The following is an 18,289-nucleotide window of genomic DNA, read 5'->3' as shown; positions in this document are numbered from 1 at the left end:
AACTTATCTGCGACCTCAACTGAAAGAAATTTCTCCACCGGATTTTGCCCATTCTTCCACGCCGCCCAGTAAAGGTCTTATCCTTTTTAAGCCATTTTTGCGTAATTTATGAGCATATTTTGCCGCGGTGAGTTCGTTTGGGCAAGAACAATAGACTATTATTTCTGCATGTTCCGAATAAAGATTAGCCATCTCATTTAAATTATTGTCGCTTATAGAGATAGAACCGGGGATGAACCCGTTCCTCGTACGCTGGTCGGCAGGGCGTGCGTCGAATATTACTGGATTAGCTCTTTTCTGAATCAAATCAAGCAGATCATTGACCGTTACACAGTCAGTTTTGAATTGTCTGATAAGGAGATATCGCTGCAACCATTTTGCAAAAAGGTAGATAACAAATAAAATAATTACGATCACAATACCAAACTTTCCGAATTTTGTAAGTGTAGTAATTAAGCTACCGATTTCATGACGAAATAGCATTCCAAGGCTAACAGCAGCAATACTGTAAATTGCACCGGCAATTATCGAGTAGCCTATGAAAGAAGACATCGACATGGCATAAACACCTGCTACTACGGGAGCTAAGGTAGAGAGGCCGGGAACGAATTTTACGACGGTCAACGCAGGAGGGCCGTAACGATTAAATATATCTCCGCTACTTTTGACGCAAGAGTCGGGTGATAAAGAAATTCTGCACAGTTTTCCTAGTACACTCGTTCCTAATTTTTTACCGGCGAAGTATAAGATAATGTCACCAGTTAAAGTTCCGAATATTGCGGTAAGTGCTAGCGAAATAATATTTAAGGTATGAGGAGGTGTGACTGCTGCCGTAACTATCAGGATCGCAAACGCAGGTAAAGGCAAGCCAACGCTCTGTAATAGCGTGATGAGAAATATTATCCAAAGCCCGTAAGCTTGTACCAATTCAATTAACGTGTTCATTCATTAAAGCTTACAACAGACAAAATTAAAGTAATAGATTATGATACTGTTGCTTAGGGTGAAATTTTACGTTAGCATGCTTTAAAGCCCACTAAGGGTTTACGATCATTTGTCCTGCGATTCAAATCTTGCGAGATACTAAACTGCTTGGTTTTCATTTCGATGCGGGCAGAGAATACCCTTGAGAATAAGCGCTTTAGCCGCGACAATCCGCACCTGGATGCGGTGGGTATAATCCCACCGCTCAAAATGTGTTTATAATACTGATGAGATGCATTTTATAAATATAATGTTAACTCTCTTTTTCACTAAATAAGTTTCTAAGTTTACTCATGTCTTGCCCTACCTTAATATCTAATGTCTTTGCATAGTGTTGAGTCTGGATCAAGTTAGAATGACCTAACATTTTCGAAACCGATTCGATGGGTACGCCATTGCTTAGCGTTATGGTAGTCGCAAATGTGTCTGGCGATGTGGAACGTTAAATTTATCTTAATACTACAGCAATCAGCTATTTCTTTAAGGTAAGAATTCATTTTTTGGTTAGTTAGCACAGGAAAAGCAAGGTTGGTGACAATGCACTTTGGATGATTATGGTATTTTCCATTAACCTCACAGCCTCTTGTAACAATGGAATATGTGTGGCCGTTTTAGTTTTTTGTCGCTTTGTAAAAATCCATTTCTCACCATCCGCACCCTCGCAGACATCGTTTATTTTTAATTGTAATTTTCAATTGTATCACTCGAACGCATTTTAGCTCGGTTGGGGTCATCTCCTGTATCGCGAAATGCTCTTCGTTGCCTCAAAAGGTCCCAATATTGGTCAAGCTCAGATTTAACACGGTGCATTTCCTTGATATCATCTTCGCTTAGATCAGGATTTCCATATAAATTTTCTTCTTTTTCAGTAAGTTCTTTAATGTGCATCAACACCGACTTATCTTGTGGATTTTGTTCCATGATTTGTATTTATCTAGTATAAATTAAGTGGAATGAATTAACTGCATTTGTCATTAAGGAACGCTGCAAGTTGCTCCTCTAACAGTTCAGTATTGTATTCTAAACTATTGCTGTTATTGGTTAACTCGATCTCATTGTCGTTTACCAAAATGGTGAACACCGTACCTTCAATAATTTCAGGGAATGATACATTGATCACATCGTAAACATGGGCATACTCAACATTTACGCTGGAATCGAGTTTAGTGTTGATCTCATTGGTAAATTCTTTCTTTAAAAGGTCGAAAAGTGCTTCAGCACTTAAAGGCTGTATATTCTTATAGGTGGTCATAATATATTAGAATGTGTTACAAGGTCAAAAGGAAAGTAATATATCGGATCACTGCATGTACGCCTTGCTATCCGCTTATTAACTGAATTGATGCAGATATAACAATTGACAGTCAATTTGTTTCAATCTTTATTTTTTTGTTACGAGGGCATTTTCGGCAAGAACACGAAACTGATCTTCGCCGTTTTATACGGTAAACGCTGTTGATCTCCCCGCTGGAGCGCTTTACGTTGAAATGCATGGATCTGATTTAATTAACTACACCGATTTAAAAGGCAGAAAAGTATAAACGCCGAGTAAAGGTGATACCGGTAGCGTACTTATTCTTTATATAACTCTGTGATCCCATTGCATGGTTCACACTAAGCAGGAAGCGTATACCTGTTTAAGATCAGACTGAAAATCTCCTTACGGGATAAAGCAGCATTGGGTTCGTCGTTTTCTATGGCCTCCGAACGTAGGGACAGTTTCGGATCTTTCACAGAATTCCTGAACCATTTCGAATAATCGTGCCGGTGCAAATGATAAAGCCAGGTCTCATCATCTATACCTGCAGCCATTTGTATAAAGATCATCAGGTTATTGGCTTTCAGATTTAGCTTGTGTGATGGCCCCGTGAAATAAAAGCTATTGGAATACATGTCCCCACTGGCATATTTTCTTTTATGGCGCATCAGGAACTGACCTGGCTCACTGCTTTTTATAACAGATATACTGCCCGGTTCTTTTCGCCAAACCAACACATCCCTTTTTTGAAATTTCCCTGTGTCCGGAAGGATTATTTCGTTACCCGAAGCAACTGCAAACGACACGATCGTTTGGGCTGGTGATTCGCCCATTGCCAGCACCACGTTGATTCTTTTTAAAAAATCCGGACAAAGCAGGTCTGGTTGCGTCGTTATCGCAAAAATGTTGGTGAAATCCTCCGGAAAATCATTAAAGTTTACCGTATTTTCTTTTGGCATTAAGTGATGCGCTTCGTCAATGATGATAAAGTGCGGATGCCCGGTATTTTTACGCAACTCTGTAAGCGCACACCTTAGTTTTTTGAAATAGACGGGGCGATGGCTTAAGGGAATTGCAAGGAAACAGACGATAGCATTTTCGGCTGGCTGGCTGAGCACTTTAATAACATGATCAATCAAAGGAGGCTGACTGCTATCACCAATGGTAATTGCACCAGCTAAGTCCTGGTAGTCACCTTCCGGATCTATCAGACAAAACTGGTATTTTTTTTCAATAAGTTTTCCTATAAAAGCTGCCGCAAGCGTTGTTTTGCCACAGCCGGATGTACCCGCCAGCAAGATGTTATTTCCATAAGGGCTAATTTCATAGGAAGCCCCATCCGCTTGTTTGCCTATTTCAAGATAATACCTTGATAGCTTTGGATCAAGGATAGCCAGATCATCCAGGATGATCTGGCTGATCAACTCCGATACCCCTTCGCCACGCTCGCCGGGCGCTACCCAGTCTGCGTTAGCTTTTAACTGTGGTAAAGCATTGCCTACAGCAACGGCACATTCCACAACTTGCAGCATGGCATTGTCGTTTTCAGCATCACCCACTGCTACGGCATTATGTTCAGACAGGTTCAATTCTTTGAGCGCCCGATGCAGACCGGTGGCTTTATTGACACCGGGCGGCAGGATCATAATTGCTCCCTTGTTAAAGATCACCTGGTGTTCCAGCCCTGCAACTTTAATGGCTTCCAGTACAGCATCCTGGTGCGGTTCCCAGGTTGCTACGATGACTTCGCCAACCGACAACGGAATACCTTTTTCTTTTAGCGCCTGGATAAAAGAATCCGTTGGCCGTTCGCCCAGCAATATCTTTTGCAGATTTGCCGGATTATAGATCAATGCGCCGTTTTCTGCTACAATTAAATCAAATATGGTATACTCAGGAAATATAGCCTGCAAAGGCCCGAGTTCGCGCCCGGTCACCAGGATGAGATATCTTCCGGTGGCCTTAAGCCTTAACAAGGCCTCTAGCGTTGCCTGAGAAACTTTTTCATTCTCGGCAATGGTGCCATCGTAGTCCGTCGTTAAAATATGATACCGCATCTGTGCTAATGATTTTGCCAATAAAGTAAAGTTTGTTTTTTATTGGCAGGCAGGAGCTGACGGGCAACATGAGCAGACGTGACTTTCATCACTTTGTGAGTAGTAGAAGACTTTCCTTCTGCATCATCGCGCACCGGTACCCGATCTCAAAAATCTCCTCTGCATATTTCATTTCAAACATATTGTATTGAGGAAGCTGAGGTTCAATCAAAATATCACAAAATTTTGCCTGTGCCAATACCTTGTCGGCTATAGCCAAATGGAAACATCTTTCCAAAACCTGTAGCCTGGAGAAAGGGCCGCTTTTACTGCTTAAAAGTTTGTTGACATGCGATCCGATGAGCTTGTCGCAATTACCGGCCAGGCATTCAACCGGGAAATTATTGAGCACTCCACCGTCTACGAGGAGCCGGTGCTGATAGGGAACCGGATCAAACAAGGCCGGGATTGCTGCTGAACCAACAAGCACATCACACAAAACGCCTTTAGAAGTCGTTATGCTGCTACAGTTTCCGATATCTGTAGCGGTCACAAATAATAGAATTTTTAGCGATTCGAAACTATTTTGCGGTATGGCCTCTAATAATACCCCTTTCAAAATTTCCGGTGAAAAAAGGCCACCTGCAGTTATGACCGCCGTGACTATATTTGTCGGCGAATGGTTTTTCGCTATACCCAATATTTGCCTGGGCGTATATCCAGCTGCATAAAGTGCCCCTATCACAGCCCCTGCGCTAACGCCGGAAATAACCTTTGGTTTAATACCTATTTCCTCAATTCCCTGCAATACACCGAGATGGGCGATTCCTCTTGCACCACCACCTGAAAGTACCAGTCCTATAGTGTTCATTTTCAATTACTCGAAAGATAATTGCATCTGTTCCTTAACTTCCTCCGGCAATAAAACCTTATACATCAATTCATAATACTGCCTGGCCAGGCGTCCGGAGTCAAATTCCGGGTTAATATCAACTGCCGCTTTTGTAAGGATATTGAACCATTTTTTATGGTCGGAATAATAAATGGGCAACACCGTTTTTTCCAATATATCCATAAGGCTGTTATTTTCCAGCCTGTCTATTTGTCTTTCAGGCTGTTCCTGTATCTCAGGCTGGATCAAAAAACAATTTTCACCATCCCTGGCAAATTCGGGAACCCATCCGTCCGGCATAGTTAAATTAATGGCTCCGTTCATCGCTGCCGTCATTCCGCTTGTTCCGGAAGCCTCATGGAACATTCTCGGGTTGTTAAGCCATACATCGGCACCCTTTTTTAAACATGACGATAATTCCAGTTCATATCCGGTCAGCACGGCACAGTTAGCCAATGGCTTGGCATTACTGATGATCCTGTTGAACAGATCAATACCTTCCGAATCTTCCGGATAGGGTTTACCTGCCCAGATCAGTTGTACAGGATATTGAGTGCTGCTGATGAGTTTCAAAAACCGCTCCCAATCCTGCATGATCAGATCCGCACGTTTGTAACCGGCAAACCGCCTTGCCCACACAATGGTAAGCTTGTTTTCATCAAAAAGTTTACCACACTGGTCTGCCACTATTTTGAAAAGTTGTTTTTTTAGCGCTGTTTTGCGGGTTTTGAAAGCCGGTTCATCCTGATCAGCTATGGCCCTGTCAATCAGTGGGTCCACCCAGTAAGTTTTGTTTTGCGCATTGGTGATGGATATGATCTCACATACTCCGGGCTTTCCCGCCCACATATTTTTGGCAACTGCGCCGTGCATTTTGGAAACACCGTTAGCCTTATGGGCAAATTTTAATGCGGCCAGCGTAAAATTGAAATTAACGCCTTCCATGCCTAAAAGTATCCGGGCTTGCTGCTTGTTGAGGTGATAGAAAAAGGACATCTCGTCGAGGAGGTCGAAGCTGTGTTCTTCGTTACCTGCTTTTTCAGGCGTATGCGTTGTGAAGACAATCCGTTTTTGTACATCTTCAAGTGTTTTATACTTATCATAAAGGTAAAAATTTAATGCTACCCCATGGCCTTCATTAAGATGGTAGATCTCAGGAGTAAGATTAAGCTGATCAAGCAGCATGGCACCGCCAATACCCAAAACGATGCTTTGAGCAATCCGGGTAGCCTCATTTGCGTCGTACAGGCAATGCGTGATCGAACGGGACTGTTCATCATTTTCGGGAACATCTGTGCTGAGCAAAAAAAGCGGTGCCGCCCCGAAGATCTCCGGCTTCAGCAGAAAGGCCCGGACATGCACCGGTGCATTATGAACCTGTAGCGTGAACATCACTCCGGTATCCTGCAGGAATGAGTAATCCTTTTCGACAAAGCCGGGTTTCATCAGCCCATTGCTATCCCTTTGCTGATCATAGTAACCATACTTCCATAACATTCCAATGCCGATCAGGTTCTGCTTTAACTCAAAGGCGCTTCGCAGGTGTGATCCCGACAAAAACCCAAGGCCCCCGCTGTAGATCTTTAACGCCTGATCGATGGCGTACTCCATGGAAAAATAGGCTACCGGTAATGAATATTCCGGATCTGGTTCATACCCGAACAAATCTTTTCTGCTGCTAATCATATACCAAACCTAAATATTTAACCTTATAAGCTAACTGACGATAGTCAGCTGATTTGATGACATATATCACAATAATTGTATATAAATAATTGAAATACAGATAATTGTTTGCAATGGGCAAGGTGATTCAAGTGTGAATGATGTAACTAAAACATAGAATTACGTAACGGATAAACTTCTTAAAAACTCAATTTTACTTTTCATCAATTCATGCTGCATAAATGAAAAACGACCGCGAGTTACAAAAAGACATTCAGGATGCCCTGAAATGGGATCCGTTATTGAAAAACGCGCAGGTTGATGTAATTGCCCAAGATGGCCTGGTAACCTTATCCGGTGTAATGCACAGTTTTCTGGATAAGTTACGTGTTGAAACTGTTACTAAAAGTATTGCTGGCGTGAAAGCTATAGCAGAGCACATGACCGTTAATTTAGGTACCCATGACGAGGTTAGTGATGAGGCTATTGCCAAATCGGTACTCGATTCCCTGCAATTGAATTTGTTCCAATTGACCGGTTAACGGTTAAGGTCGAGGATGGACACGTGACCCTTGATGGTGAAGTGATCTATAACTTTCAGAAGGAGTCCGCTAAAAAATTAATGAGTAACGTAAGGGGTATCAAGATTTTTACCAACAATCTCTTATTAGCCGCTGAGCCAGAAGAGCAATTGGAAAAAAAGACGATCGAACACGCGTTACTTCGGTACGCTGCCACTGTTGATCAAAAAATCCGGGTTACCGTTTTTAAGAATATGATAACGCTTAACGGCACAGTACAGTCATTCTATCAAAAAGAAGAAGCTGAAAAGATCGCATGGAATGCGCCGGGTGTTTTAATGATTAAAAATGAATTGATCGTTGAATAAGTTACATGACCATGATAAACAAGAAATTAATAGAAACAGCTGACCACGCCGGAAAATCTCCCCAACAGTATAAGAGTCGACCTCCCTTGCCCAAAACGATGCAGGCGATGGTAATGGAAGCAGCAGGCCAACCATTGGTTTATACAACAATGCCATTGCCGGTACCTAATGATGAGCAGGTGCTGATCAGGATCATTGCCTGCGGGGTGTGCCGCACCGACCTGCATATAATGGACAGCGAACTTGCAGCTCCCAAACTTCCGCTGATAATGGGGCATGAAATTGTTGGAACTGTTGTAAAAGTAGGCAGCAGAGTAAGCACACTAAAATTAGGTGACCTCATTGGTGTACCATGGTTAGGCTATACTTGCGGGCAATGTAAATACTGCCTCAAGGATCAGGAAAACCTTTGCGAAAATGCGCTTTTTACAGGTTACACTATCGATGGTGGTTATGCCGAATATACCGTAGCGTTCCAAAAATACTGCTTTCATCTTGCGCCACATTACAGGCACCCTTCAGCGGCACCGTTACTTTGCGCCGGTTTAATCGGATACCGTTCTTATCAAATGGTTGGGCCAGCGGCAAAACACATAGGCTTCTATGGTTTTGGTGTAGCTGCACATATCCTGGTACAGATAGCCAAACAAGAAGGAAAAAAAATTTATGCTTTTACACGGGATGGTGACCTTGAGGCCCAGTCATTTGCAACCAGAATGGGGGCAACATGGGCAGGTAATTCAAGTGAGCCCGCGCCAGTGATATTAGATGGCGCTATTATTTTCGCCCCTGTTGGCCAGCTTATTCCTAAAGCATTACTGGACATTGATAGAGGTTGCGCTGTTGTCTGTGGCGGAATACATATGAGTGACATCCCCTCATTTGCCTATCAACTCCTTTGGGAGGAAAGGTCCGTCCGTTCTGTCGCCAATCTAACCCGCAAAGACGGCGACGACTTCTTTACGCTTGCGGGAAAAATCAAGATAAAAACAGAAACAACACTGTTCCCGCTGCAAAAGGCCAATGAGGCTTTAGATGCTGTTCGCAATGGTAATATTAGCGGTGCCGCTGTGTTAGTGATGTAACAATGGTTAAATCATGAATGGATGTAGAATATAAAAGGGAGGCAATCACAAACATTCCAGGCTGTTACTTTTCAGCTAAAGCGTGTTATATACTCTTTATTTTACAATTGAAGAATGATACCAGAAGTGTGATCAGGGGTACCGCAGCATCCATTCTTAAATAAAATATTTTGCTGCCGCCAGGCTTTTTTCCCAAAGCTTGTTAACATTTTCCGGTGTAATATCCTTATTTGAAGTAGCCGCTGGTTTTGATTTCTCGAAATAAGCGCCATTTTCACTTTTTATGTTTTCAATGGCTGTGGTAGCCAAATAAATTGAAGTGGCAGCTCCTTTTTCGGGTGAGATCATAAACGGACGCGCCAGCGTGAATATGATTTTCAAAAAGCCATTCATATCGTGTCCAAAACGTGTTTTCACCACACCGGGGTGCAAAGCATAAGCGGTAATGGAAGTACCTTTTGTATGGGCAACCAAGCCTTTAGTAAACAAGATGTTCGCTAATTTTCCATCACCATAGGCTTGCATATCTGATAGTTTGGTGTTGTTTTTTTTAAAAAATCGCTCCGCCTTGCCAAAGGCATGAGCTGAAGACGACACATTGATCACCCTGCTCTCGACTGAAGCTTTAAGTAAACCAAGCAAGTTCATCGTTAATACAAAATGCCCTAAATGATTGGCTGCAAACGATTTTTCATAGCCATCTTTGGTAAAAGTAATTCCAACGGGCGAATAGCCGGCATTGTTGATCAGCCGGTCAATACTGGTGTATATCCCTTTGATATCGTCTGCCGCTTTTTTGACCGAAGCCAGGTCAGTCAGGTCTACCAGGTAAAAGTCCAGTGAAGCTTTAGTGGCCGCTTTTAAGATTTTGGCCTTGGTCTCATTTGCTTTTTGCTGGTTTCTTACCAATAGGATCAACCGGTTATCTTGTCTGGCTAAAGCAGTGGCCGTGGCCAAGCCCACACCTGAATTTGCACCGGTAATCAATATGGTTTCCATAGGACTTGATTTAATGAATAAATTTTCAATGATTTCGTAGCAATGGATTTTTAAGCACTTTTAATGGCCTTTAATAATAATTTAGCAGCTTGTTCCGAGGATGCCGGATTTTGACCCGTGATCAACAAGCCATCTTGCCTGACATAGGAACCCCAGTCCGGCCCTTTACTGTATAATCCACCCAATTTCTTCAATTCATTTTCCACCAGGAAGGGAACTACATCAGTTAACTGAACGGCCTCTTCTTCTGTATTGGAGAACCCGGTTACAGATTTCCCTTTTACCAGCGGGCTGCCGTTGGCTAATTTAACTTTCATCAAAACGCCTGGTGCATGGCAAACAAAAGCTACAGGCTTATGGTGCGCATAAAAATCTGTTATTAAGGAGATTGAATCTTTATCATTAGCGAGGTCCCATAATGGACCGTGCCCGCCGGGATAAAATACCGCATCATAGTGCATTTCATTTACCGTATTGAGCGGAAGGGTTTGTGCCAACTTATCTTTTAGGATCTTATCTCCATTAAATCTCCGGGTAGCCGCGGTCTGCGCGTCCGGGTCTTCGCTTTTGGGATCGATAGGCGGCTGCCCACCTTTCGGCGATGCCAGGGTTATTTCTGCTCCAGCATCAGCCAGGACATAATAAGGTGCTGCAAATTCTTCTATCCAAAATCCGGTTTTCTTGCCGGTTGTTCCTAATTCGCTATGCGAGGTTAGTACCATTAATACTTTCATAATAGACTTTATAATTTTTTGGGATTAAATTTTCACGATCATTTTCCCTTCATTGCTACCGTCAAACAGCCCCAGGAAAGCTTGTGGAATACGATCAAATCCTTCGTAAATGGTTTCATGATAGGTCAGTTTGCCGTCCATTAGCCAGCTTGTTAATTGTTTGGTTGCTTCTGCAAACTGATCGGCAAAATCGCCAACGATAAACCCTTGTATGAGTGCGCTCTTTTTGACCAGAACAGGCTGGATATAAGGCCCTAACACCGGATCGGCATCATTGTACAATGAAATAGCACCGCATAACGGGATACGCGCATGTTTATTGATATTGTTCAAAACATCATCTGATATTTTACCGCCTACATTATCAAAATAGATATCAACCCCATCCGGGCATGCTGCTTTAATTGCCCCGCTCAGATCCGCCGCAGTTTTATAGTTGATTGCAGCATCAAAATGGAATTTTGATGTAAGCAGGTGAACTTTTTCATCCGACCCCGTTAGGCCAATAACCTTGCATCCCAGCAGTTTACCAACCTGGCCTACTATACTGCCAACGGCACCAGCCGCCCCTGAAACAACCAAAGTTTTGCCCGGTTTTGGTAAGCCGATCTCCGTAAGCCCCAAATATGCGGTAAGCCCTGTCATACCTAATACGCCCAGGTAAGCTGTTAAGTAGGCAGGATCTTTGGGTATCACCCGCAAATCTTTACCGTCAGACACCTGGTACTCTTTCCAAAACAGGTTTCCCAAAACAAAATCACCGACTTTAAAGCGTGTGTTATTTGAATCTATGACTTCTGCGATAATACCGGACTGTATTGGCTTATCCAATTCAAATGGCGGAATATAGGATTCCGAATCGTTCATCCTGCCACGAAGGTAAGGATCTACTGAAACATAGGTTGTTTTTAGCAATACTTCACCATCATCTGCTGACGGCACATCTTCAATGTTTGTCTTAAAATCATCAAGGGCGGGTTTCCCTACCGGTCTTTTACATAACACAATTACTTTATTCATATACTTTATTGATTGACATTTAAATGGAGATTAGCCTTTTTAGTAAATTTTGACTGCTAATATTTCAATTAAGGAGTCTTTTCTCGTCGACATTGATTGATAAGATCTGCGTAACTATTCGATCAGTTGCAATCATCCTGATTATTTGTAAGTCAATCATTTGCAAAAAATTCCCGCTTTTCATTCAGTACGATCTACATATTTCTCACTAATAAAAGCTATAAAAGATGACTTATCAGTTATGATAAAGGTGAGCAATCCGAAACGATGAGGTATTACACAATCTTGGAAATAGCTTACATGATTCACACATTTCAACATGCAAAAAAGTGTGAATCATGTAATTAATTAAAAGAATTGCATAATAGCCGGTTTGGTAAAAGGCGGAGTTTTGCAGTGTTAACTCAGCCGCTGTTTAAGTTGATTACGGGGGGCGCAGCAAACGTTTATTTATTTAATCATCTTTCTTATAAAAAAACCAATGAAAATATAATCAATATCAGCTTCAAGTGACCCGGACGGTCACCGAAGAAATTTCCAACACTACTTTGACTACGTCGAATTGTGGACGGTACTCAAGAAAACAAAACCGCAGGGTAGAATTTTCACTATTTTAATAAACACTGAAAAAACACATAAAATGAAAAAGATAATTATTATAACAATGGCTACTGTAGTCAGCACGGTATTTTTAGCCAACGCACAGATACAAAAGGGAAACGTAATGGTTGGCGGAAATTTTGCCAATATCAATCTCGGTCTTAACGACCCTAAAATATTCAGTTTGGATATTACGCCAAAGGCTGCGTGGTTCATAAAAGACAATGTTGCTTTAGGTGGCTATGTCAATTTGGGTATACAAACTGCTAAAGGATCGAATACGACCACCAGTTATGGTGCGGGTGCTTTGGGCAGATATTATACCGGTTCTGATGTTGCTGTGCTCAAGCATGGGCGCATTTTCGCTGAAGCTACCGCAGGTATTGGCGGCGTTAACGTTAGTAACGGCGGAGGAAACACGAATGGGCTAAACCTGAGTGTGGGTCCTGGTTTTGCTTACTTCATCACTCCGAATCTGGGACTTGAAACATTATTGAAGTATAATGGACTGGTAGGATTTGGTAGCCAGGCGTACCAAAGCAATCTTAACTTATCCTTCGGTTTTCAGATCTATTTACCTGGGAAATCGACAGCTAATAAAATTCAAAACGATATGAAATGATCGTGGAAATATAGAGAAAGAATAGTTGTATATAAAGATGAGAAAAATGGAATCAGTATTGACTAACCCAGTGGTTGAAACATTAGCACCAGACCTGTTACAAAAGATGAATGCCTATTGGCGGGCAGCCAACTATCTTTCTGTCGGACAGATCTATTTGTACGATAACCCACTGTTGAGAGAACCGTTAAAATTAGCTCATGTAAAACCACTCGTTGTGGGGCATTGGGGTACCACACCCGGCCAGAACTTTATTTATGTACACCTGAACCGGGTTATCAATAAATACGATCTGAATATGTTTTATGTGGCTGGCCCCGGACATGGCGGACCTGCCATTGTGGGTAATGTTTTCCTGGAAGGCACCTGGAGCGAGGTTTATCCGGCTATTACCAAAGATGAAGCCGGATTGAAGAAATTCTTTACCCAGTTTTCATTTCCGGGTGGTATTTCCAGCCACGTTGCACCAACCACACCGGGATCTATCCATGAAGGCGGCGAATTGGGTTATTCGCTTAGCCACGCCTTTGGTGCTGCTTTTGATAATCCTGACCTGATCGTAGCCTGTGTGATTGGCGACGGAGAGGCCGAGACAGGCCCGTTGGCTACCGCGTGGCAATCAAATAAATTTCTTAGCCCGGTCACCGATGGCGCTGTATTACCTATTCTTCATTTAAATGGTTATAAGATCAGCAACCCAACTTTACTTGCAAGAATTGAACACGAGGAGTTAGAAAAGTTCCTGCAAGGCTGCGGTTGGACACCTTACTTTGTAGAAGGTGACGATCCGGAAACCATGCACCAGCTAATGGCCGGGGTATTGGATAAAGCAGTCGAAGATATTAAAGCATACCAACATAACGCCAGAGAAAATAATGATACTACCCGGCCACGCTGGCCGATGATCGTTTTGAGATCACCAAAAGGCTGGACCGGCCCAAAAATGGTTGACGGTTTACATGTGGAGGGAACGTTTCGCTCGCACCAGGTGCCATTATTAGTGGATGCGGCGCATCCTGATCACGTAGCGCAATTAGAAAGCTGGATGAAAAGCTACAAACCGGAGGAGTTGTTTGATGAAAAGGGTGCGTTGATGGCTGAACTGGCAGAACTTGCTCCGAAAGGGGATCGTAGAATGGGTGCGAACCCTCACGCCAATGGCGGTCTTTTATTAAAAGATCTCCTTATGCCCGATTTTCGTTTGCACGCTGTGAATGTAGTTTCGCCGGGCGCTGTACAACTTGGAGACACCACGGTATTAGGAAAATTTCTGCGGGATGTCATAGAACTTAACCCCGATAATTTCCGTGTTTTTGGCCCGGATGAAACATTATCAAACTTATTAAGCGCCGTATTTGAAGTAAGTAACAGGCAGTGGGATGCCAGGGAAGCCGAATATGATGAGTTTTTAGCACCGGAAGGGCGAATAGTAGATGCTCAGCTGAGCGAACACCAATGCGAAGGCTGGTTAGAAGGGTACTTGTTAACCGGCAGGCACGGTCTTTTCAATAGCTATGAAGCATTTATCCGTATTGTCGATTCCATGTTTAGCCAGCATGCCAAATGGCTGAAGGTAACTAAAGAATTGCCGTGGCGCCGGAGTATTGCCTCCCTGAATTATCTGCTCGCCTCGCACGTGTGGCAGCAGGATCATAATGGCTTTACACACCAGGATCCCGGTTTTCTTGATCATGTAATTAATAAAAAGGCGGATATCGTCCGTGTTTATTTACCGGCCGATGCTAACTGTCTTTTGTCTGTTTTTGATCATTGCCTCCGCAGCAGGAACTATGTAAATGTGGTTGTTGCCGGGAAACATGCATTGCCGCAATGGTTAACTATCGATGAGGCAGTGATCCACTGTACCGAAGGTATTGGCATATGGCAGTGGGCCGGTAATGACCAGGAATCGGAACCGGATGTGGTGATGGGCTGTTGCGGCGACACGCCGACACTGGAAGTATTGGCCGCTGTTTCCATCCTGCGCGAGCATTTGCCCGATTTAAAAATACGTGTAGTTAATGTTGTCGATCTGATGAAAATGCAATCGGCAAGTGAACACCCGCACGGTTTGAGCGATCAGGATTATGATTCTTTATTTACAAGGGATAAACATATTGTTTTTGCTTTTCATGGCTACCCATGGCTGGTACACCGTTTAACTTACCGCCGCACCAATCGCAATTTACACGTCCGGGGGTATAAAGAAGAAGGTACTATAACCACCCCTTTTGATATGCGGGTACAGAATGACCTGGACAGGTTTCACCTCGTGCAGGATGTGATTGACCGTGTACCTCATCTTGGCGCCAAAGGCGATTATCTGAAGCAAATGATGAAAGATAAGCTGATACAACATAAGCATTTTATCAACGCTCACGGCATGGATATGCCGGAAATTCTAAATTGGAAATGGAATAGTAATAATAGCAAATGATTACTGAACAATTGATAAATACTGCCCAGGCCCTTGTTGCAAACAACAAGGGCCTGCTGGCTATGGATGAAAGCGTGGGAACCTGCAATAAACGTTTTGCAGCACTCGGCATACCGCAAACAGTTGAAATGCGGCGCAGCTACCGCGAAATGATCGTAACTACGCCGGGCCTTGGCGAAAGCATCAGTGGGGCTATCTTGTTTGATGAGACCATCAGGCAGAAAAAAACAGATGGAACCCCATTTATTAAAGTCCTGTTAGATGGGGGCATTATTCCTGGCATCAAAGTAGACATGGGGTCCAAACCGCTGGCTGGTTTTCCTGGCGAGAAGGTAACCGAAGGGCTCGACGGCTTGCGTGCGCGCTTTGCTGATTATAGTGAAATGGGTGCACGGTTTGCCAAATGGCGGGCGGTGATGGCGATTGGCAGCAACATCCCCAGTCGTGGGTGCATCGAAGCCAATGCACATGCACTGGCCCGATATGCTGCAATATCTCAGGAAGCGGGATTGGTTCCTATAGTGGAGCCTGAAGTGCTGATGGATGGCGCACATTCCCTACAAAAATGCCTTGCGGTAACGAAAGAAGTAATCTACACCGTTTTTGACCAACTTTATAAACAGCATGTTTCCCTCGAAGGAATGTTACTTAAACCTAACATGCTATTGCCGGGGTTAGCGGCAAAGGTTCAAGATCCTGAAAACGTAGTGGCTGAAAGCACTGTGAAATTTTTGTTAGGGGCTGTACCTGCGGCAGTTCCGGGCATCGCATTTTTATCAGGCGGACAATCTGCAGAACTCGCATCGGCCCGCCTTGATCAGATGAATAAGCAATACAAGGCAGTTCTTCCCTGGACGCTTACGTTTTCGTTTGGCCGTGCTTTGCAGCAACCAGCTTTAGAAATATGGCGTGGGGATAATTCAAACATCCCGGCGGCTCAAGAAGCATTATACCATCGTGCCAACTGTAACCGGGCGGCTTGTATGGGTAATTATAACAATGCAATGGAAAACATAGTTTAACAATCACTCCTTTATAAAATATGGAACATCAACATTCAGCAGATAAACAATCCGGTAAGGCGGATCCCCACATGCAGATGAACGGACATGATCACCATGCGATGATGATAGCAGATTTTAAGAAACGCTTTTACGCAGTGCTGGTTCTCACCATGCCGATCATGCTTTTATCCACAATGATCCAGCACTTCATTGGGGTAAACTGGTCGTTCAATGGTTCTTCTTATATTTTATTTGTACTCGCTACAATTGTTTTTGTTTATGGAGGCTGGCCTTTTTTCAAAGGCCTTATAGAAGAAATAAAAAGTAAAAATCCGGGCATGATGTTTTTGGTGGGCTTTGCTATCACCGTTGCTTACGCCTATAGCGTAGCCATTGTCTTTGGGCTAAAAGGGATGGATTTTTTCTGGGAGTTGGATACGCTTATCCTGATCATGCTTTTGGGGCATTGGATTGAAATGCGCTCTATAATGGGTGCATCAAAAGACCTGGAATTGTTAATACAGCTCATGCCTGCCGATGCGCACCTGGAAAAAGACGGAAAGGTACACGATGTGACAACAGATACGCTGAAAGAAGGAGATGTTATTGTTATTAAGCCCGGAGAAAAAGTGGCGGCTGACGGCATCATCGCCGAAGGTGAAAGTTATATCAATGAATCAATGCTCACCGGGGAGTCAAAGCCGGTTAAAAAACTCAAAGGCGATAAAGTTATTGCCGGATCAATTAACGGCAACGGTTCCTTCAAAGTTACGGTATCGCACGCGGCAAAGGATTCTTATTTGTCACAGGTAGTCAAATTGGTCGATGATGCCCAAAATTCAAAATCTAAAACGCAATTAATGGCAGATACTGCCGCCAAATGGTTGACCTTTATAGCTTTAGGGACTGGTATTACCACGTTTTTGTTTTGGTATCTGACGGGACATCCATTGGCATTTGCGATGGAAAGGATGGTGACGGTTATTGTGATATGCTGTCCACATGCGTTAGGGCTGGCTGTGCCATTATTGGTTGCCAAATCAACCGCCTTATCTGCCAAAAATGGCCTGTTGATCAAAGACCGGACAGCATTTGAAAATTCACGGAAAATAACTACGGTTGTATTCGATAAAACCGGAACGTTAACTATCGGAAAATTTGAAGTATCGAAAGTAGTGTCCTTAAATAAAGAGCTTAAGGAAAATGATATCATCCGGCTGTCGGCGGCGCTGGAGCAAAAATCAGAACACCCCATTGCGACAGGGATTTTGCAAAAAGCAGTTGACCTTAAAATAACTGCCCCATCGACCGAAAACTTTAAAGCTATTACCGGGCAAGGTGTTGAAGCGATGGTTGAAGGCAAAAAGGTACTGGTTGTTAGTCCCGGTTATCTGAAAGAAAAACACATCGATGTTCCCGATGACTTTAAATCTAACGATACGGAGACGGTTGTTTTTGTAATTATTGATAAAGCGCTTGCAGGTTATATCGCCTTATCCGATAAGATCAGACCGGAATCCGCCGGAGCCATTAAAAAGTTAAAGGAAAACAACATCCGATCCATCTTGCTTACAGGCGATAATACTAAAGTAGCGGAGGGTGTGAGTAAAATTTTAGGAATGGATAGTTTTTTAGCAGGTGTTTTGCCGGATCAAAAATTGGCGAAGATCAAAGAATTACAGTCAAAGGGAGAATTTGTCGCCATGACCGGTGACGGGATAAACGATGCCCCCGCCCTGGCACAGGCAGACATTGGTATCGCGGTGGGTTCGGGCAGCGATATAGCGGCAAACACCGCTGGGATCGTTTTGGTAAACAGTAATCCTGATGATGTAGTCAATCTCATCCTATTTGGCAAGGCTACCTATCGTAAAATGATCCAAAATCTAGTTTGGGCTACGGGTTATAACGTGATCGCGCTCCCATTGGCCGCAGGAGTGCTATACAATCAAGGCATTGTATTGAGCCCGGCAATTGGCGCTATGTTAATGACCGTAAGTACTGTAGTAGTCGCCATCAATGCCAGTTTGTTAAAAGTAAAAACCATTTAGCACTTAGAACCCC

At 43.3% G+C, this 18,289-nt stretch carries 16 protein-coding genes; 7 read left to right on the top strand and 9 right to left on the bottom strand.

What is annotated here, in order from left to right:
• Positions 1-15 precede the first annotated feature (15 nt).
• The 6 genes from ACFSYC_RS12645 to glgP all read right to left on the bottom strand — a co-directional run bounded on the left by ACFSYC_RS12645 (position 16) and on the right by glgP (position 6,856).
• On the bottom strand, positions 16-945 hold the full coding sequence (locus ACFSYC_RS12645; RefSeq protein WP_377128041.1) for a rhodanese-like domain-containing protein: 930 nt from the start codon (positions 943-945) through the stop codon (positions 16-18).
• Between the two features lie 717 nt (positions 946-1,662).
• Positions 1,663-1,905 (bottom strand): DUF2630 family protein, encoded by a 243-nt coding sequence (locus ACFSYC_RS12640; RefSeq protein ID WP_377128038.1) that lies wholly within the window; start codon positions 1,903-1,905, stop codon positions 1,663-1,665.
• A gap of 37 nt (positions 1,906-1,942) precedes the next feature.
• Positions 1,943-2,236 (bottom strand): hypothetical protein, encoded by a 294-nt coding sequence (locus ACFSYC_RS12635; RefSeq protein ID WP_377128035.1) that lies wholly within the window; start codon positions 2,234-2,236, stop codon positions 1,943-1,945.
• A 362-nt stretch (positions 2,237-2,598) separates the two neighbouring features.
• Entirely contained in the window at positions 2,599-4,320 is a 1,722-nt protein-coding gene (locus tag ACFSYC_RS12630; RefSeq protein WP_377128032.1) for an HAD-IIB family hydrolase, read from the bottom strand.
• A 67-nt stretch (positions 4,321-4,387) separates the two neighbouring features.
• The gene (locus ACFSYC_RS12625; RefSeq protein WP_377128029.1) at positions 4,388-5,149 is read right to left on the bottom strand and encodes a patatin-like phospholipase family protein; all 762 of its coding nucleotides are present in this window, start codon (positions 5,147-5,149) and stop codon (positions 4,388-4,390) included.
• Between the two features lie 6 nt (positions 5,150-5,155).
• Positions 5,156-6,856: an alpha-glucan family phosphorylase gene (gene glgP / locus ACFSYC_RS12620; RefSeq protein ID WP_377128026.1), complete on the bottom strand. Its 1,701-nt coding sequence runs from the start codon at positions 6,854-6,856 to the stop codon at positions 5,156-5,158.
• Positions 6,857-7,077: 221 nt separating this feature from the next.
• Between glgP and ACFSYC_RS12615 the strand changes: the two genes are divergently transcribed.
• From ACFSYC_RS12615 to ACFSYC_RS12605, 3 genes are all read left to right on the top strand, one after another.
• On the top strand, positions 7,078-7,377 hold the full coding sequence (locus ACFSYC_RS12615; RefSeq protein ID WP_377128023.1) for a BON domain-containing protein: 300 nt from the start codon (positions 7,078-7,080) through the stop codon (positions 7,375-7,377).
• A gap of 80 nt (positions 7,378-7,457) precedes the next feature.
• Positions 7,458-7,724, top strand: a complete 267-nt coding sequence (locus tag ACFSYC_RS12610) for a BON domain-containing protein (protein ID WP_377128080.1) — start codon at positions 7,458-7,460, stop codon at positions 7,722-7,724.
• 98 nt (positions 7,725-7,822) lie between these two features.
• Positions 7,823-8,809 carry a zinc-dependent alcohol dehydrogenase family protein gene (locus tag ACFSYC_RS12605; protein WP_377128020.1) on the top strand — a complete coding sequence of 329 codons (987 nt, stop codon included), beginning with the start codon at positions 7,823-7,825 and terminating at the stop codon, positions 8,807-8,809.
• Between the two features lie 156 nt (positions 8,810-8,965).
• On the opposite strand, the gene ACFSYC_RS12600 is transcribed toward ACFSYC_RS12605, so the two are convergent.
• The 3 genes from ACFSYC_RS12600 to ACFSYC_RS12590 are packed head-to-tail and all read right to left on the bottom strand — an operon-like array spanning position 8,966 to position 11,562.
• On the bottom strand, positions 8,966-9,808 hold the full coding sequence (locus tag ACFSYC_RS12600; RefSeq protein ID WP_377128017.1) for an SDR family NAD(P)-dependent oxidoreductase: 843 nt from the start codon (positions 9,806-9,808) through the stop codon (positions 8,966-8,968).
• 50 nt (positions 9,809-9,858) lie between these two features.
• Entirely contained in the window at positions 9,859-10,542 is a 684-nt protein-coding gene (locus ACFSYC_RS12595; RefSeq protein ID WP_377128014.1) for a type 1 glutamine amidotransferase domain-containing protein, read from the bottom strand.
• A gap of 24 nt (positions 10,543-10,566) precedes the next feature.
• Entirely contained in the window at positions 10,567-11,562 is a 996-nt protein-coding gene (locus ACFSYC_RS12590; RefSeq protein ID WP_377128011.1) for an NADP-dependent oxidoreductase, read from the bottom strand.
• Positions 11,563-12,202: 640 nt separating this feature from the next.
• Between ACFSYC_RS12590 and ACFSYC_RS12585 the strand changes: the two genes are divergently transcribed.
• From ACFSYC_RS12585 to ACFSYC_RS12570, 4 genes are read left to right on the top strand one after another with little or no spacing between them, the layout of a single operon-like run.
• On the top strand, positions 12,203-12,784 hold the full coding sequence (locus ACFSYC_RS12585; protein ID WP_377128008.1) for a hypothetical protein: 582 nt from the start codon (positions 12,203-12,205) through the stop codon (positions 12,782-12,784).
• Between the two features lie 46 nt (positions 12,785-12,830).
• A complete protein-coding gene (locus ACFSYC_RS12580) occupies positions 12,831-15,221 on the top strand; it encodes a phosphoketolase family protein (RefSeq protein WP_377128005.1) in 2,391 nt (796 codons plus the stop codon).
• Positions 15,218-16,243, top strand: coding sequence for a class I fructose-bisphosphate aldolase (locus tag ACFSYC_RS12575; RefSeq protein WP_377128003.1), 1,026 nt, complete (start codon positions 15,218-15,220; stop codon positions 16,241-16,243). Before ACFSYC_RS12580 ends, ACFSYC_RS12575 begins: the two co-directional genes overlap by 4 nt.
• 20 nt (positions 16,244-16,263) lie before the next feature.
• A complete protein-coding gene (locus ACFSYC_RS12570; RefSeq protein ID WP_377128000.1) occupies positions 16,264-18,276 on the top strand; it encodes a copper-translocating P-type ATPase in 2,013 nt (670 codons plus the stop codon).
• The last annotated feature ends 13 nt before the right edge of the window (positions 18,277-18,289 follow it).

This window comes from Mucilaginibacter antarcticus (genome assembly GCF_042686155.1).
GTDB lineage: Bacteria > Bacteroidota > Bacteroidia > Sphingobacteriales > Sphingobacteriaceae > Mucilaginibacter > Mucilaginibacter antarcticus.
Note: the sequence above shows the minus strand (reverse complement) of the source record. Positions and strands in the feature narration are given on the sequence as shown.

Excerpts from the sequence above, each read along its gene's own strand:
- ACFSYC_RS12580 (WP_377128005.1), top strand. The coding sequence starts at position 12,831 with ATGGAATCAGTATTGACTAACCCAGTGGTTGAAACATTAGCACCAGAC.
- ACFSYC_RS12570 (WP_377128000.1), top strand. The coding sequence starts at position 16,264 with ATGGAACATCAACATTCAGCAGATAAACAATCCGGTAAGGCGGATCCC.
- ACFSYC_RS12605 (WP_377128020.1), top strand. The coding sequence starts at position 7,823 with ATGCAGGCGATGGTAATGGAAGCAGCAGGCCAACCATTGGTTTATACA.
- ACFSYC_RS12585 (WP_377128008.1), top strand. The coding sequence starts at position 12,203 with ATGAAAAAGATAATTATTATAACAATGGCTACTGTAGTCAGCACGGTA.
- glgP (WP_377128026.1), bottom strand. The coding sequence starts at position 6,856 with ATGATTAGCAGCAGAAAAGATTTGTTCGGGTATGAACCAGATCCGGAA.
- ACFSYC_RS12610 (WP_377128080.1), top strand. The coding sequence starts at position 7,458 with ATGAGTAACGTAAGGGGTATCAAGATTTTTACCAACAATCTCTTATTA.
- ACFSYC_RS12635 (WP_377128035.1), bottom strand. The coding sequence starts at position 2,236 with ATGACCACCTATAAGAATATACAGCCTTTAAGTGCTGAAGCACTTTTC.
- ACFSYC_RS12615 (WP_377128023.1), top strand. The coding sequence starts at position 7,078 with ATGAAAAACGACCGCGAGTTACAAAAAGACATTCAGGATGCCCTGAAA.
- ACFSYC_RS12600 (WP_377128017.1), bottom strand. The coding sequence starts at position 9,808 with ATGGAAACCATATTGATTACCGGTGCAAATTCAGGTGTGGGCTTGGCC.
- ACFSYC_RS12590 (WP_377128011.1), bottom strand. The coding sequence starts at position 11,562 with ATGAATAAAGTAATTGTGTTATGTAAAAGACCGGTAGGGAAACCCGCC.
- ACFSYC_RS12640 (WP_377128038.1), bottom strand. The coding sequence starts at position 1,905 with ATGGAACAAAATCCACAAGATAAGTCGGTGTTGATGCACATTAAAGAA.
- ACFSYC_RS12595 (WP_377128014.1), bottom strand. The coding sequence starts at position 10,542 with ATGAAAGTATTAATGGTACTAACCTCGCATAGCGAATTAGGAACAACC.
- ACFSYC_RS12575 (WP_377128003.1), top strand. The coding sequence starts at position 15,218 with ATGATTACTGAACAATTGATAAATACTGCCCAGGCCCTTGTTGCAAAC.
- ACFSYC_RS12625 (WP_377128029.1), bottom strand. The coding sequence starts at position 5,149 with ATGAACACTATAGGACTGGTACTTTCAGGTGGTGGTGCAAGAGGAATC.
- ACFSYC_RS12645 (WP_377128041.1), bottom strand. The coding sequence starts at position 945 with ATGAACACGTTAATTGAATTGGTACAAGCTTACGGGCTTTGGATAATA.